Below are 13,900 nucleotides of genomic sequence, written 5' to 3'. Positions count from 1 at the left end.
GGTTCGATCAGAGGTAGCTGGCTTCAAATCCGCCGTCCACCGGCAGGTTGGCACCAACGATTGCGCGCGCGTCGTCGCTGCAGAGGAACGCGATCGCCGGCGCTACTTCGTCAGCGAACGAGGGACGCTTGACGCGCGAGGCATCGGCCTGCACGCGTGCCTCACCCAGCTGGGTGGCAAACTCGCCCAGGATCGGCGTGAACACCGGCCCAGGCGCAACCGCGTTCATGCGGATGCCCCGCTCAAGGAAAAGCGCGTGGCCGCGACGCATGGTCCAGACGATCAGCGCTTCCTTGAAGAACTCATAGCAGGTGGCCTGCGGGACCGGGTTGTGCGCCAGCCAGGCCAGGCCAGCCTCAAAGCTGCGGGTGTCGGCCAGGGCCTTGTGCTGGTCCAGCCGCTGCATGTAGAAGTGACCGAGGATCGACGACACGTTGACGATGCTGGCGCCTGCCGACATGCGCTCTGCCACGCGCTCGCTCAGGTGCCGCAGGCCGAGGTAGTTCACTCGCCCCAACAGCTCGGCCGGTGCGGTGCCGGGCACGCCAGCCACGTTGGCCAGCGCATCGACCTGCGTCGGCAGCTGCTTCATCGCGTGGTCGATGGCGGCCTGCTCCGACAGGTCGGCCTTGACGAATCCGTCCAGTGTCAGCATCGGGTTGCTGCGGTCCATGCCGATCACGCGCGCGCCGCGGGCACGCAGCACGCGCACAGTTTCGGCACCAATGCCCGAGCACGCGCCGGTGACGACGATGGTCTTGTCCTTGAGACTCATGAATCCTCCTGGGCCGGGTTCAGAACGGATACGCCGGAGGCGTGTCCTTGACGGTCAACCACTGCCATGTGGTGAAGGCCTCCCAGTCGGCCGGTCCACCGTGCACGCTGCCGTTGCCGGCGACGCCGGGGCCGCCGAACGGGTTCACGATGTCGTCGTTCACGGTCTGGTCGTTCACGTGCACCATGCCGGCCTTCAGCCGCTGTGCGATCCCGCTGGCGCGGCCCACGTTTCGCGAGATCACGGCCGCGGCCAGGCCGCCGGCGTGGTCGTTGGCCAGCGCCACCGCCTCGTCGTCGGTCCTGAAGGTCATCAGGCAAAGCACCGGGCCGAAGATCTCCTCGTCGTACGCGCGCATGCCGCGCCCCACGCCGGCCAGCACGGTGGGCTTGTAGAAGAGCCCGTCGTAGGTGCCACCGGCCAACAGTTGGGCACCGGCCTTCACGCTGTCCTGCACGACGCCGTGCACGCGGTCACGCTGGCGTTCGTCGATCAGCGGACCCAGCGCCACCTGCTGCGTGGCACCGTCACCCAGCGGCAGATGCCTTGCCTTGGCAAGCAATCGTTCGGTGAGCGCCGCAGCAATCGACTCGTGCACGATCACGCGGTTGGTGGCCATGCAGATCTGGCCCTGGTGCCCCCACGCGCCCCAGGCAGCGTTGCTGGCGGCGAGGTCGATGTCGGCGTCTTCCAGGATCACCAGTGAATTGGTGCCTCCCAGTTCCAGCGAAGCCTTCTTCAACTGGCGAGCGGCCAGTTCACCCACACGTCGACCTGCGGCGACCGAGCCGGTGAACGAGATCATGTGAATGGACGGTTCGGCAACCAGCGCCTCGCCCACGTCGGCGCCACCGGGCAGCACATGCAGCATGCCGGCCGGCAGGCCGGCGGCCTCGAACAGCTGCGCCAGCAGGTAACCGCCGGACACCGGTGTACGCATGTCGGGCTTGACGATCACCGCATTGCCCGCAGCCAGCGCCGGGGCCACCACGCGCAGCGTCAGGATCAGTGGGAAGTTGAACGGGCTGATGACCCCCACCACGCCATGCGGCACCCGCCGCGCCACGCTTGTGCGGCCCGGCACGCTGGGCAGCACCTGGCCCTGCGGCTGCATCGGCATCGCGGCGGCCTGCTCGCAAAAAGCCATGGCTTCGCGCACCTCGTGCTGCCCCTTGGGCAGCACGCCGCCGGTCTCGCGGGTGATCCACAACGCCAGTTCGTCGAAGTGCTGCTGAAGCAATGCCGCGGCCCTGCGGAAGACGGCGGCCTTCTCGCGCGGCGGCTTCGCGGCCCACACGGCCTGCGCGGCAACGGCGACCTCGGCGGCGCTCTTCACATCGGCCGGCACGGCGCGGCCGGCGCGCGCCAGCACCCGGCCCGTGGCGGGCTCGACGATGTCGGCCGACTGCGAAGCGGCGCGCCAACCGTTGCTGTAGATGTGCTCGCGCCAGGCGTCGAAGTCAAGGAAGGTGGATGTTCTCACGTATGTTTTCTCCACAAATAGTTAGTGTGGCTATGCATGTTATTGGCTTTGCATCCAATGCGCCACGCGCATCGCCTCGGGACCAACCCTTAGGAGCGACTCGAAGACGCGGCCGCTGCCGGCACAACGCATGTGCCACCAGGCCGACTCCCCGCGCATGCCTTCCCGGCGGCGATCAGGGTTTGCACCGATCGGCTTCTGTCGATATCCAATTGCCACACACATTATTATCCAAGATAATGATTTAACTATGTCATCAATGCCGCTCAAACCATGATGGATTCCTCCCTGTCCAGGCCTGTGGGCGCTCCGGCGCTCGTCGAGGTCGAACTGCACGACTGCGTCGCCACGCTGACGCTGAATCGCCCCAACAAGCGCAACGCGCTGAGCCTGGGCGTGGTCGGCGAGCTGCGCGCCGCCTTCGAGTCGCTGCCGGATGCCGTGCGCGCGGTGGTCCTCAGCGGGCGCGGCGAGCACTTCTGTGCCGGCCTCGATCTCAGCGAGCTCACCGAGACCTCGCCGGCCGAGGGCCTGATGCACTCACGCTCCTGGTACGAAGTCTTCGACCGCATCCAGTTCGGACGGCGGCCGGTGGTGTGCGTGATGCACGGCGCCGTGGTGGGTGGCGGGCTGGAACTGGCCTCGGTCGCGCATGTTCGCGTGGCCGAGCGGTCGGCCTACTTCGGTCTGCCCGAAGGCCAGCGTGGCATCTTCCTGGGCGGCGGCGGATCGGTGCGCGTGTCCAAGCTGATCGGCGGCTCGCGGGTGGCTGAAATGATGCTCACCGGCCGCGTGTACAACGCCGAGGAAGCCTTCCAGGTGGGCCTGACGCACTACACCGTGCCCGAGGGCGAAGGCCTGGCCAGGGGCCTGGAGCTGGCTCGACGCATCGCCAGCAATGCCCCGCTGTCCAATTTCGCGATCATGCAGGCGCTGCCGCTGATCGCCGAACAGCCGATGGCCCACGGCCTGCTCACCGAGGGTCTGATGGCCGCCGTGACCCAGTCCGACGGCGAAGCCAAGGCGCGCATGCGCGCCTTCCTGGAGAAGCGCGTCGCCAAGGTGGCGCCGCCCGAGGCCCGCGTGAGCAACGCTTGAGGAGAACGCCGATGCCCGCGATGTCCAACACCCCCGATCTCCGGCCACTGCTCGCCCCGAGCTCGGTCGCCATCGTCGGCCTGTCCACCAAGCCAGGCTCGGCCGGCCTGGTGGTACTGCAGAACCTGCTCCAGGCTGGCTACGACGGCGCGCTGCACCTGGTGGGCAGAAGCGGCGGCAGCGTCGGCGGACGCACCGTCCACACCTCGATCGCCGAGCTGCCGCCAGGCCTGGATCTGGCCATCCTGCTGGTGCCTTCGGAGGCCGTGCTCGACACCCTGAAGGCCTGTGTCGAACGCGGCGTGCGCGGCGCCGTCTGCTTCGCCTCGGGCTTTGCCGAAATGGGCGAGGAGGGTCGCACGCGCCAGCAGCTGATCGCCGAGACGGCACGGGCCGGCGGCCTGGCGCTGCTGGGCCCCAACACCATCGGCTTCTTCAACAGCGTGGCCGGCTTCCATGTCTCGATGGTCGAACTCGTGCTGCCGCCGAAGCTTCGGCCCGAAGACGGCCCTGCCGTGGCCGTGGTGGCCCAAAGCGGTGGCATCGGCGTGCATGTGTCGGCCTCGCTGCGCGCGCGCGGCGTGCCGGTCTCCTATGTGCTGACCACCGGCAACGAGGCCCAGGTCGGCCTGTCGGAGACGCTTTCCTTCCTGGCCGACGACCCCAGCACCCGAACGGCGGTGGTCTACGCCGAGCAGATCCGCTCGGCGCCCGAGGTGCTCGCGGCCTTCGGGCGCATGCATGCCGCCGGCAAGGGCGTCGTGTTGCTGCACCCCGGTCGCAGCGAAGGCGCCCAGGCCGCCACCAGCTCGCATACCGGCGCGCTGGCCGGCAACCACGGCGCCATGCGGCTGGCTGCAGAGCGTGCCGGCGTGCTGGTCGTGGACAGCCTTGAGGAAGCCATCGACCTCGGCCAGCTCATGCTGCGTTTCCCGCAGCCGCCGGTCGGCGGGCTGGGCCTGATCACCGCGTCCGGGGCGCTGTGCGGCATCGCGCTCGACTACCTCGAACCGCTCAATCTGGAGATGCCCCCGATGTCGGCACCGCAGGTCGAGGCACTGCGCGAGCAGCTGCCCGCCTACACGCCGCCACGCAACCCGCTGGATCTGGGCACACTCATCGGCCCGCGGCCGGAGCTGATCACGCTGGGCGTGGTCGCCGAGCAGGACGATCCCGCCATCGGCAGCCTGCTGGTCTCGCTGCCCATGCCCTCGCCCGAGATCGCCCCGGTGTGGCTCGACGCCCACCTGCTCGGCATGGAAGGCCGCACCAAGCCAACCATCTTCGTGATGCAGAACGAAGACACGCCCCTGCCGCCGGCCATGGTGGAGCGCGCTGCGCGCCTGGGCACGGTGGTGATGCGCTCGCCCGAGCGTGCGCTGCGCGCGCTGGCCACCTTCACGCGCTTCGGCCGCCTGCGGGCCGAGTGGCACGCGGGGCCGTCGCAGATGTCCCTGCCGCTGTCCGCCCTGCCGAAGCTGGCCGGCGGCACGCTGCCCGAGTGGCAGGGCAAGCAGGTGCTCGCCGCCGCCGGCCTGGCCACACCGCCCGGCGCGCTGGCACGCTCGCTGGAAGAGGCACTGGCCACCGCCGCGCGCATCGGCTACCCGGTGGTGATGAAGGCGCAGGCTGCCGCCCTGGCCCACAAGACCGAGGCCGGCGGCGTGCTGCTGAACATTGCCGACGAGGCCGCCTTGCGCCAGGCCTGGCAGCGGCTGCACGACAACATCGCGCGCCATGCGCCCGGCATGGTGCTGGACGGCGTGCTCGTCGAGACCATGGCCGCCAAGGGCCTGGAGCTGGTGGTGGGCGCGGTGCGCGACGCGCAATGGGGCCCGGTGCTGATGCTCGGCCTGGGCGGCATCTGGGTGGAGGCGCTGGGCGACGTGCGGCTGCTCAGTCCCGACCTTCCGCACGCCGCCATCGTCGCCAGGCTGCGCTCGCTGAAGGCCGCCAAGCTGCTGCAGGGCTTCCGCGGTGCGCCGCCGGTGGACCTGGACGCGGTGGCACGCGCCGTGGCCACGATAGGCGCACTGATGCTGCAGCGGCCCGAGATCGCGGAGATCGACGTCAACCCGCTGTTGGCCTACGGACCGGAACGTGGCGTGCTGGCGCTCGACGCGCTGGTGGTGGTGCGATGAGCGAGGCACCGCTGCTGGGGCAGGGCTTCCTCGACGCGATCGTCGCCATCGACATCCACACGCACGCCACCGTCTCGACGCGCAACCCGCCCGACGAGGTGGCGATCGCGATGGATGCGGCAATGGACGCCTACTTCAAGCAGCCGATGGCGCGGCCGACGATCAGCGAGACGGCCGAGTACTACCGGCAACGACGCATGCTGGCGGTGATCTTCACCGTCGACACCGAACGCGAGACCGGCCAGGCCCGCATCACCAATGAGGAGGTCGCCGAAGAGGCGGCTCGCCACCCCGACGCGCTGATCCCCTTCGCCAGCATCGACCCGATGCGCGGCAAGATGGGTGCGCGCGAAGTGCGCCGCCTCGTCAAGGACTGGGGTGTGCAGGGCTTCAAGTTTCATCCCTCGGCCCAGGGCTTCTACCCAAACGACCGCGCCGCCTACGCGGTGTACGAAGCCATCGCCGAGGTCGGCCTGCCGGCGATCTTCCACAGCGGGCAGACCGGTCTGGGCGCCGGCCTGCCTGGCGGCGGCGGCATCCGGCTGAAGTACTCCGACCCCATGTTCCTCGACGACGTGGCGGTGGACTTCCCGCAGATGCCCATCGTCATCGCCCACCCCTCGTTCCCCTGGCAGGACAACGCGCTGGCGGTGGCCACCCACAAGCCCAACGTCTACATCGACCTCTCGGGCTGGTCGCCACGCTACTTTCCGCCCCAGCTGGTGAAATACGCGAACTCGCTGCTCAAGCACAAGATGCTGTTCGGCTCGGACTACCCGGTGATCACGCCTGATCGCTGGCTGAAGGACTTCGAGACGCTGGACATCCGTCCCGAGGTGCGGCCGCTGGTGCTCAAGCAGAACGCCATCCGCTTGCTGGGCCTGGACCGCGATCCCGTGAATGGCCGCTACTCGCGGCTCAAGCCGCCCTCGGGCGAGTGCTGCTGAGGGGGCCGGCATGCCATCCCGCAACCCTGCCATGCCGCTGCTGCTGCTTCCCGGCCTGCTGTGCGACGAAGACGTCTGGGCGGCCCAGGCCGAGGCCCTGGGCAGCACGCGCGAGGTGATGGTCGGCCCGCTCGGGGTCGACGACACGGTCGACCACCTCGGCGCGATGGCGCGGCAGCTGCTCGCTGCCATTGCGGCGCCGCGGTTCGCCGTGGCCGGACACTCGATGGGCGGGCGCATTGCCCTGGAAATGCTGCGCCAGGCGCCCGAGCGCGTGGGCGGGCTGGCCTTGCTGGACAGCGGCACGGCTGCGCGCCCGGACGGCGCCGCCGGCGAGGCCGAGTACCGCTCGCGCCACGCCCTGGTGGCGCTGGCGCGAAGCCAGGGCATGGAGGCGGTGAGCCGCGAATGGCTGCCACCCATGGTGCACCCCGCCGTGATCGGCACCGCGCTGTTCGAGCGCATGGTGACGATGGTGTTGCGCAGCAATCCCGCCCGCTTCGCCGCGCAGGTGCAGGCGCTGCTGCATCGCCCCGATGCCGAACCGGTGCTGCGCGGCGTCCGCAGCCCGGTCCTGCTCGTCTGCGGCGAGCAGGACCGCTGGAGCCCGCCGGAGCGCCACCGCGCCATGCAGGCCCTGCTGCCGGGCTCGGTGCTGCGGTTCATCGGCGAGTGCGGACACATGAGCCCCATGGAGCAGCCCGCGGCCGTGTCGGCCGCACTGGCACAGTGGCTGGCGCATTGCGATGCAGCAGCCTGATCCGGAACGCCAGGCCGATGCGATGCGGCGCCTGCTCGACGAAGCCGCCTGCCGCGAACTGGTGCTGCGGGCCGCAACGCTGGCGGACACCGGGCAGGCCGATGCGCTGGCCGCGCTGTTCACGGCCGACGCGCATCTGACGCGCCCGAACGGCGTGGCGCTCAAGGGCCGCGAAGCCATCGCCCGAGCCTACCGTGAGCGTCCCGCGCACCGCATCACGGTGCACCTGGTCTGCGGCACCTTGTTCGACGAAGTCGGCCCGGACCACGCCGAGGCCACCACCCGCGTGCTGCTGTGGGCCGCGGACCTGCGCGCCGACAGCGGCCCTCAGGGCCGCGCTGCCGAAGGGCGGCAGATCGTCGGCCGGTTCATCGACCGGTTCGTTCGCAGCGCGCAGGGCTGGCGCATCGACCAGCGCGTGGCCTGTTTCGATCTGCACACACCCGATCTGCCGCAGGTTTGACGCCTCACTCGCCGCGCCATGCCCTTCACCCACCACATCGCCCCGGCCCTGCTCGCCGCCCGCAGCTTGCCGCCGGTGCGCACGCAGCCGCGTGGTCGGCCCCGCATGCTGGACGGCCTGCCTGCCGGCAGCGCCAGACCTTAGAGCGCATTCGCATGAGCCCACCCCTTTCCAAGCCCTACCTGGACATTCCGGGCACCACCGTGTTCGATGCCGACATGGCACGCCGCGGCTACGGGCTCAACCAGTTCTGCATGTCACTGATGCAGGCCGGCAACCGGACCCGCTTCCGAGCCGACGAAGACGCCTACCTCGCAGCCTGGCCGATGACGCCCGAGCAGCGCGCGGCCGTCCGGGCCCGCGACTACAACGCCTGCATCGCGCTGGGCGGGAACATCTACTTCCTCGTGAAGATCGGTGCCACCGATGGCATCAGCGCGCTGCAGCTGGTGAGCTCGATGAGCGGAATGAGCGAAGACGGGTATCGCCACATGATGTTGACCGGCGGGCGCTCGCCCGAGGGCAACCGCCGACTCGGCGAACACGGCGATGCGCAAGCACCCCGAACCGCGGACTGAACACGCCATGGCCCGGATCACAGCTTCGGTCTATACCTCGCATGTGCCCGCCATCGGCGCAGCGCTCGACCACGGCAAGACGCAAGAGCCGTACTGGCAACCAGTCTTCGAGGGCTACCAGTTCGCCAAGGAATGGGTCGCCGCGCGGTGCCCGGACGTGGTGGTGCTGGTCTACAACGACCACGCCACGGCCTTCGGCCCGGAGCTGGTTCCCACGTTCGCCTTGGGTACCGCCGCCGAGTTCCCCATCGCCGACGAGGGTTTCGGCCCTCGCCCGGTACCGCCGGTGCAGGGTCACCCCGAACTGGCGGCACACATCGCGCAGTCGCTCATCGAGGAAGACTTCGACCTCACCCTGGCCAACCGCTTGCCGGTTGACCATGGCCTGACGGTGCCGCTGTCGCTGATGTTCGGCGAGCAGCCCGTCACCGGGCAATGGCCGGTGCGCGTGATCCCGCTGGCCGTGAACGTGGTGCAGTACCCCGTGCCGTCGGGCCGCCGCTGCCTTGCCCTGGGCCGCGCACTGCGTCGCGCGGTCCATGGCTTTCCCGCGCCCTTGAACGTCCAGGTCTGGGGCACCGGCGGCATGAGCCACCAGTTGCAGGGCCGCCGCGCCGGCCTGATCAATCGCGCCTGGGACCAGCAGTTCATCGACCGGCTGATCTCCGAGCCCGAGGCGCTGGCCGCAGTGCCCACGGTCGACTACGTGCGCGAGGCCGGATCCGAAGGCATCGAGCTCGTGATGTGGCTGGTGGCGCGCGGCGCCATGGGCGACCTGGCCGGACAACCGCCCCCGCGCTTGGCGCGACGCTTCTACCACGTGCCCGCGTCCAACACGGCCGTGGGCCACCTGATTCTCGAGGACCCGGAGATCCGCACATGAACATCCAAGATCAGTCGGCCGTCGTCACCGGCGCCGGCTCCGGCCTGGGCGAGGCCGTGGCCCGCGCCCTGGCCGCCGGCGGCGCCCGCGTGGCCTTGCTGGACATCGACCTCGACCGCGCCGAGCGCGTGGCGGCGAGCCTGCGCGAGCTGGGCCTTCAAGCCAACGCCTGGCTCTGCGACATCAGCGATGCCGACAGCGCGACCGCAGCGCTCGAAGCCGCCGCGACCGCGCATGGCCCGGCGCGCGTGCTGATGAACATTGCAGGCGTGGGTGGCGCACGCCGCGTCATCCAGCGCGACGGCACCCCCGCGCCGCTGGCCGACTTCGAGCGCACATTGCGCATCAACCTGCTGGGCACCTACAACATGGTGCGGCTGATGGCGGCGCAGGCAGCCACCCTGCCGCCGCTGGCCGACGGTGAGCGCGGCGTGATCGTCAACACGGCCTCGATCGCCGCCTTCGACGGCCAGGTAGGCCAGGAGGCCTACGCCGCCAGCAAGGCCGGCATCGCCGGCATGACGCTGCCGCTGGCGCGCGACCTGGCGCAATGGGGCATCCGCGTCTGCACCATCGCGCCGGGCATCTTCGCCACGCCGCTGCTGAAGGCGCTGCCCGAGCCGGTGCAGCAGTCGCTTGCCGAGTCCATTCCGTTCCCCAAGCGCCTTGGGCACCCTGAAGAGTTCGCCGCCCTGGCGCTGCACATCGCCGTCAACGGCCACCTCAACGGCGAGGTCATCCGCCTCGACGGCGCGCTGCGCATGGCACCGCGCTGAACACCCGTCCCGAAGACGCCAGTGCCCGAGCTGGCCGGCCAGACGCTGCCGACCTTCAGCGCCGGGGCGCATGTGGACCTGCGAGCGCGCGCCGCTCTCATCCCGGCAGCGCGGTGCGGTTGAGCAGCCCGATCAGCTGCTCGCGCTCTGCGGGCGACAGGCCTGCGGCGATGCGGTCCTCGTACTCGGCCATCCGCACGCGAAGCTGCTCGAGCTTGGCGCGGCCCGTGGCGGTGAGCGCCAGCACGTAGCGGCGCCGGTCACCCTGCACGTCGAGCCGGCAGATCAGGCCTGCGGCCTCGAGCGCATCGACGATCTTCAGCGCGCTCGGACCGGCGATGTCCAGGCTGCGCGCCAGCTTGGCCTGGTTCATGTCGTCGCCGGTGGCGATGAGGGACAAGGCCGTCACACGCGCCGGCGTCAGGCCCAAGTCGCCGATCATCTCGAAGAACAGGTTGTACATCCGCACCTGCGTCAGGCGCAGGGAGTATCCAAGCGAGCCCGTCAGGAAATCGAAGCGCGCCAAAGGGTCGTCGGACATGGCTGCGGCCCGCGGACGCCGCGCTGCTGGTTTGCCTTTGAGGGGGGAAGCTGACACGTGATCGGAACCTTGCGGGAGATGGGTGCGGGTTGGTAGGCTGCGGCCCCGGAGAATCCAGGGACATCGTGTGACCGCGCCGGAACGGCCAACCGCCGCGGGAATCGGCATTGCGATAATTAGTATATCTAACGCTTAACCTGCCACGCGCACCGTCCGCCACGCCTTGGTGGCCCGGGACTTGCTCGCGTTGTTGCCACGACGGCGTATGCTTGTTCACGTCGGCCACCAAGCAGGAGCGGTGCGAGATGAGCAGTGAGAAGTCAGGGGACGTGCGTGCCACCCGGCACATCCGCCTCACCAGCCACCCGGGCCAGCAGGGCCCGAGCGGCGCGCCCGCGATCCACTGGGGCGCGGCCACCGCGGCCGAGCGCGGCCCGGTCATCGGCACCACCACCAACCGCAGCCAGCGCAATGTCATCGGCACCCACAGCGGCAGCTATGGCGTGTACCGCGCGCTGGCGGTCGCGGCGGGCAACCTGGTCAAGGGCCACCGGGCCGACCTGACCAACACCTCGCCGACCGACCTGATCGGCCCGAACCCGCAGTGGGGCGAGGCCGAGAAAATGGTCTCGATCGACCCCTGGGGCGCCAGCGTGGCGGACGTGTTCAGCGAGCACATCGCCCAGGGCTACGACGTGCGGCCGACGATTGCCGTCACCAAGGCCCACATCGACCTGCCCGAGATCCGCCACGCAATGGTCTTCCAGCGCCTGGTGCCGGACAACCGCGTGCTGCTGGAAAACGGCTCGGCCGTGGTCACCAAGGTGGCCATCGAGCCGGTGTGGTGGCTGCCCGGCGTGGCCAGGCGATTCAATGTGAGCGAGGCCGACCTGCGGCGCAACCTGTTCGAGGAAACCGGCGGCATGTACCCGGAGCTGGTCACACGCAGCGACCTGGAAGTCTTCCTGCCGCCCATCGGCGGGCAGACGCTGTACATCTTCGGCAACCCGCGCGACCTGGCCGATCCGAACGTGACGCTCACCGCGCGCGTGCACGACGAGTGCAACGGCTCGGACGTGTTCGGCTCCGACATCTGCACCTGCCGGCCCTACCTGACGCACGCGATCGAGGAATGCATCAAGGGCGCGCAGCAAGGCGGCGTGGGGCTGATCGCCTACAGCCGCAAGGAAGGCCGGGCGCTGGGCGAAGTCACCAAGTTCCTGGTCTACAACGCCCGCAAGCGCCAGCTCGGCGGCGACAGCGCGGACAAGTATTTCCTGCGCACCGAGTGCGTGGCCGGTGTGCAGGACATGCGCTTCCAGGAGCTGATGCCCGACGTGCTGCACTGGCTGGGCATTCGCAAGATCCATCGCCTGGTCAGCATGAGCAACGACAAGTTCGACGCGATCACCGGCAGCGGCATCGAGGTCGGCGAGCGCGTGAAGATCCCGGACGAGCTGGTGCCAGCCGATGCACGGGTCGAGATCGAGGCCAAGATCGCTGCGGGGTATTTCACGGACGGTGCAGTCCCGGACGGAGATCAGCTCGCAGCCACCAAGGGGCGCACGCTTGGCTGACCTGGCTTCCAAACTGCGATCCACCACGACCATCCGCGAGCGCTGCGGCAACATCCTCGCCGCGGCCGACGCAGGCCAGTCGCGCCACTTCACCGTGCAGCGCTGCCGACTTGAAGCCGCCGCCCAACTGGTCGAGCAGGTGACGCGCCGGCAGTACCCGGACCTGCGCATTCCGTACCACAGCCGCTGGCGGCACTTCGAATCCGGCGGCGTGGACCGCAAGGGCGAGCTCGACTCCCTGCTGGCGGGGCGCGACGCAGCCGCGCAGGCCCGCGCGCGCATCGACCTGACACTGGTCAGCGTGCTGCTGGACGCCGGCGCCGGGCCGCAATGGCGTTATGCCGAGGCGGCCTCAGGCCAGACGTTCACCCGCTCCGAGGGCCTGGGCGTCGCCAGCTTCCGCGGCTTCCTGCAGGGGCTGTTTTCGTCCGACGCAAACGACCCGTTGCGGGTGGACGCCGCGGCACTGCAACGCTTGGACGCAGCAATGCTGGCCGCAATGTTCCAGGTCGGCAGCGACAACCCGCTCGTCGGCCTCGAAGGCCGAGCCACCTTGCTGCGCCGGCTCGGCGACACGCTGGCCGCCCAGCCCGCGGCCTTCGGCGCCGAAGGCCGCCCTGGCGGCCTGGTAGACCTGCTCACCGACAACGGCCAAACCACCCACCTGCCCGCGCCGCGCGTGCTGCAGGCCTTGCTCGACCACCTGAGCCCCATCTGGCTCACCGGCAGCGAACTTGAAGGCGTGCCGCTGGGCGATTGCTGGCAGCACCCCGCCGCGGGCGGCAGCGGCACCACCGCCGGCTGGGTGCCCTTCCACAAGCTCAGCCAGTGGCTGACCTACTCGCTGCTCGAACCCTTCGAGTGGGCCGGCATCACGCTGACCGACCTGGACGGCATGACCGGCCTGCCCGAGTACCGCAATGGCGGCCTGCTGCTGGACACGCAGGTGCTGCTGCCGCGCGACCCGGACTTCGCGGCGCGCCCGTACACCGCGGCCGACGAGGCCATCATCGAGTGGCGCGCACTCACCGTCGCGCTGGTCGATGAACTCGCGCCGCTGGTGCGCGCCCGGCTTGGCAAGACCGCCGCCGAGATGCCGCTGGCCTGCATCCTCGAAGGCGGCACCTGGGCGGCAGGCCGCGAGATCGCCAGGACGCTGCGCGAAGGCGGCAAGCCGCCGCTGAACATCGCCAGCGACGGCACGGTGTTTTGAGCAACAAGGCAGTCATGATTCACCACGTCACCCACCCGCTGATCCAGCACAAGCTCACGCTGATGCGCGAGAGGGACCGCAGCACCAACAGCTTCCGCCGCCTGATGGGCGAGATCAGCATGCTGATGGCCTATGAAGTGACGCGCGACATGCCCACGCAGCTGATCGACATCGAGACGCCGCTGGAGCCCATGCAGAGCCCGGTGATCGACGGCAAGAAAACCGTGTTCATCAGCATCATGCGGGCGGGAGCCGGTTTCCTGGACGGCATGCTCAACGTCGTGCCCGGTGCCCGCATCGGCCACATCGGCCTGTACCGCGACCCGAAGACGCTGGTGGCCGTCGAGTACTACTTCAAGATGCCGGCCGACATGGAAAACCGCGACGCCATCGTGCTCGACCCCATGCTCGCCACCGGCAACTCCGCCGTCGCCGCCGTCGACCGCCTGAAGGAAACCCGCCCTAAGTCCATCCGCTTCGTCTGCCTGCTCGCCGCCCCCGAAGGCCTGAAGAACTTCACCGAAGCCCACCCGGACGTGCCCGTCTACACCGCAGCCATCGACCGCGGCCTGAACGAACACGGCTACATCGTGCCGGGGCTGGGGGACGCGGGGGATCGGCTGTTCGGGACGAAGTAGCTGCACGTCAGCCTCTTCGGCCCAGCG

15 protein-coding genes are annotated in these 13,900 nt (G+C 69.6%); 12 read left to right on the top strand and 3 right to left on the bottom strand.

Annotated features, from left to right (window positions below):
• Window positions 1–7 precede the first annotated feature (7 nt).
• Both AC3WR5_RS21750 and AC3WR5_RS21745 read right to left on the bottom strand, forming a co-directional pair.
• Window positions 8–775: a coniferyl-alcohol dehydrogenase gene (locus AC3WR5_RS21750; protein ID WP_492487087.1), complete on the bottom strand. Its 768-nt coding sequence runs from the start codon at window positions 773–775 to the stop codon at window positions 8–10.
• Window positions 776–794: 19 nt separating this feature from the next.
• Complete coding sequence (locus AC3WR5_RS21745) at window positions 795–2,258, bottom strand: benzaldehyde dehydrogenase (protein WP_492487086.1); 1,464 nt, start codon at window positions 2,256–2,258, stop codon at window positions 795–797.
• Window positions 2,259–2,531: 273 nt separating this feature from the next.
• Here AC3WR5_RS21745 and AC3WR5_RS21740 point away from each other — a divergent pair, with 273 nt between their 5' ends.
• The 9 genes from AC3WR5_RS21740 to AC3WR5_RS21700 are packed head-to-tail and all read left to right on the top strand — an operon-like array spanning window position 2,532 to window position 9,904.
• On the top strand, window positions 2,532–3,356 hold the full coding sequence (locus AC3WR5_RS21740) for a crotonase/enoyl-CoA hydratase family protein (RefSeq protein ID WP_492487084.1): 825 nt from the start codon (window positions 2,532–2,534) through the stop codon (window positions 3,354–3,356).
• Between the two features lie 11 nt (window positions 3,357–3,367).
• A complete protein-coding gene (locus AC3WR5_RS21735; protein ID WP_492487082.1) occupies window positions 3,368–5,497 on the top strand; it encodes an acetate--CoA ligase family protein in 2,130 nt (709 codons plus the stop codon).
• Window positions 5,494–6,444, top strand: a complete 951-nt coding sequence (locus AC3WR5_RS21730) for an amidohydrolase family protein (protein WP_492487080.1) — start codon at window positions 5,494–5,496, stop codon at window positions 6,442–6,444. Before AC3WR5_RS21735 ends, AC3WR5_RS21730 begins: the two co-directional genes overlap by 4 nt.
• 10 nt (window positions 6,445–6,454) lie before the next feature.
• A complete protein-coding gene (locus AC3WR5_RS21725; RefSeq protein ID WP_492487078.1) occupies window positions 6,455–7,204 on the top strand; it encodes an alpha/beta fold hydrolase in 750 nt (249 codons plus the stop codon).
• Window positions 7,191–7,667, top strand: a complete 477-nt coding sequence (locus AC3WR5_RS21720; RefSeq protein WP_492487076.1) for a nuclear transport factor 2 family protein — start codon at window positions 7,191–7,193, stop codon at window positions 7,665–7,667. The genes AC3WR5_RS21725 and AC3WR5_RS21720 overlap by 14 nt, the downstream gene beginning before the upstream one ends.
• A gap of 18 nt (window positions 7,668–7,685) precedes the next feature.
• Window positions 7,686–7,811, top strand: a complete 126-nt coding sequence (locus tag AC3WR5_RS21715; RefSeq protein ID WP_492487074.1) for a hypothetical protein — start codon at window positions 7,686–7,688, stop codon at window positions 7,809–7,811.
• An 11-nt stretch (window positions 7,812–7,822) separates the two neighbouring features.
• On the top strand, window positions 7,823–8,245 hold the full coding sequence (gene ligA / locus AC3WR5_RS21710; protein ID WP_492487072.1) for a protocatechuate 4,5-dioxygenase subunit alpha: 423 nt from the start codon (window positions 7,823–7,825) through the stop codon (window positions 8,243–8,245).
• A 7-nt stretch (window positions 8,246–8,252) separates the two neighbouring features.
• Window positions 8,253–9,128 (top strand): class III extradiol dioxygenase subunit beta, encoded by an 876-nt coding sequence (locus tag AC3WR5_RS21705; protein ID WP_492487070.1) that lies wholly within the window; start codon window positions 8,253–8,255, stop codon window positions 9,126–9,128.
• Window positions 9,125–9,904: an SDR family NAD(P)-dependent oxidoreductase gene (locus AC3WR5_RS21700; RefSeq protein ID WP_492487068.1), complete on the top strand. Its 780-nt coding sequence runs from the start codon at window positions 9,125–9,127 to the stop codon at window positions 9,902–9,904. Before AC3WR5_RS21705 ends, AC3WR5_RS21700 begins: the two co-directional genes overlap by 4 nt.
• Window positions 9,905–10,001: 97 nt before the next feature.
• Here the strand turns inward: AC3WR5_RS21700 and AC3WR5_RS21695 are convergent, their stop codons facing one another.
• Window positions 10,002–10,445, bottom strand: a complete 444-nt coding sequence (locus AC3WR5_RS21695; RefSeq protein ID WP_170201116.1) for a MarR family winged helix-turn-helix transcriptional regulator — start codon at window positions 10,443–10,445, stop codon at window positions 10,002–10,004.
• Window positions 10,446–10,750: 305 nt separating this feature from the next.
• Here AC3WR5_RS21695 and AC3WR5_RS21690 point away from each other — a divergent pair, with 305 nt between their 5' ends.
• The 3 genes from AC3WR5_RS21690 to upp are packed head-to-tail and all read left to right on the top strand — an operon-like array spanning window position 10,751 to window position 13,873.
• Complete coding sequence (locus AC3WR5_RS21690; RefSeq protein WP_492487066.1) at window positions 10,751–12,022, top strand: GTP cyclohydrolase II; 1,272 nt, start codon at window positions 10,751–10,753, stop codon at window positions 12,020–12,022.
• Complete coding sequence (locus AC3WR5_RS21685) at window positions 12,015–13,235, top strand: URC4/urg3 family protein (RefSeq protein ID WP_492487064.1); 1,221 nt, start codon at window positions 12,015–12,017, stop codon at window positions 13,233–13,235. The genes AC3WR5_RS21690 and AC3WR5_RS21685 overlap by 8 nt, the downstream gene beginning before the upstream one ends.
• 14 nt (window positions 13,236–13,249) lie before the next feature.
• Window positions 13,250–13,873: a uracil phosphoribosyltransferase gene (gene upp / locus AC3WR5_RS21680; RefSeq protein WP_492487062.1), complete on the top strand. Its 624-nt coding sequence runs from the start codon at window positions 13,250–13,252 to the stop codon at window positions 13,871–13,873.
• Window positions 13,874–13,900: the final 27 nt, after the last annotated feature.

This window comes from Ideonella sp. FW305-24 (assembly GCF_058788035.1).
Note: the sequence above shows the minus strand (reverse complement) of the source record. Positions and strands in the feature narration are given on the sequence as shown.

What these genes read in the sequence shown, in the direction of transcription:
- AC3WR5_RS21750 (WP_492487087.1), bottom strand. Translation starts at nt 775, where the DNA reads ATGAGTCTCAAGGACAAGACCATCGTCGTCACCGGCGCGTGCTCGGGC.
- AC3WR5_RS21740 (WP_492487084.1), top strand. Translation starts at nt 2,532, where the DNA reads ATGATGGATTCCTCCCTGTCCAGGCCTGTGGGCGCTCCGGCGCTCGTC.
- AC3WR5_RS21735 (WP_492487082.1), top strand. Translation starts at nt 3,368, where the DNA reads ATGCCCGCGATGTCCAACACCCCCGATCTCCGGCCACTGCTCGCCCCG.
- AC3WR5_RS21730 (WP_492487080.1), top strand. Translation starts at nt 5,494, where the DNA reads ATGAGCGAGGCACCGCTGCTGGGGCAGGGCTTCCTCGACGCGATCGTC.
- AC3WR5_RS21725 (WP_492487078.1), top strand. Translation starts at nt 6,455, where the DNA reads ATGCCATCCCGCAACCCTGCCATGCCGCTGCTGCTGCTTCCCGGCCTG.
- AC3WR5_RS21720 (WP_492487076.1), top strand. Translation starts at nt 7,191, where the DNA reads ATGCAGCAGCCTGATCCGGAACGCCAGGCCGATGCGATGCGGCGCCTG.
- AC3WR5_RS21715 (WP_492487074.1), top strand. Translation starts at nt 7,686, where the DNA reads ATGCCCTTCACCCACCACATCGCCCCGGCCCTGCTCGCCGCCCGCAGC.
- ligA (WP_492487072.1), top strand. Translation starts at nt 7,823, where the DNA reads ATGAGCCCACCCCTTTCCAAGCCCTACCTGGACATTCCGGGCACCACC.
- AC3WR5_RS21705 (WP_492487070.1), top strand. Translation starts at nt 8,253, where the DNA reads ATGGCCCGGATCACAGCTTCGGTCTATACCTCGCATGTGCCCGCCATC.
- AC3WR5_RS21700 (WP_492487068.1), top strand. Translation starts at nt 9,125, where the DNA reads ATGAACATCCAAGATCAGTCGGCCGTCGTCACCGGCGCCGGCTCCGGC.
- AC3WR5_RS21695 (WP_170201116.1), bottom strand. Translation starts at nt 10,445, where the DNA reads ATGTCCGACGACCCTTTGGCGCGCTTCGATTTCCTGACGGGCTCGCTT.
- AC3WR5_RS21690 (WP_492487066.1), top strand. Translation starts at nt 10,751, where the DNA reads ATGAGCAGTGAGAAGTCAGGGGACGTGCGTGCCACCCGGCACATCCGC.
- upp (WP_492487062.1), top strand. Translation starts at nt 13,250, where the DNA reads ATGATTCACCACGTCACCCACCCGCTGATCCAGCACAAGCTCACGCTG.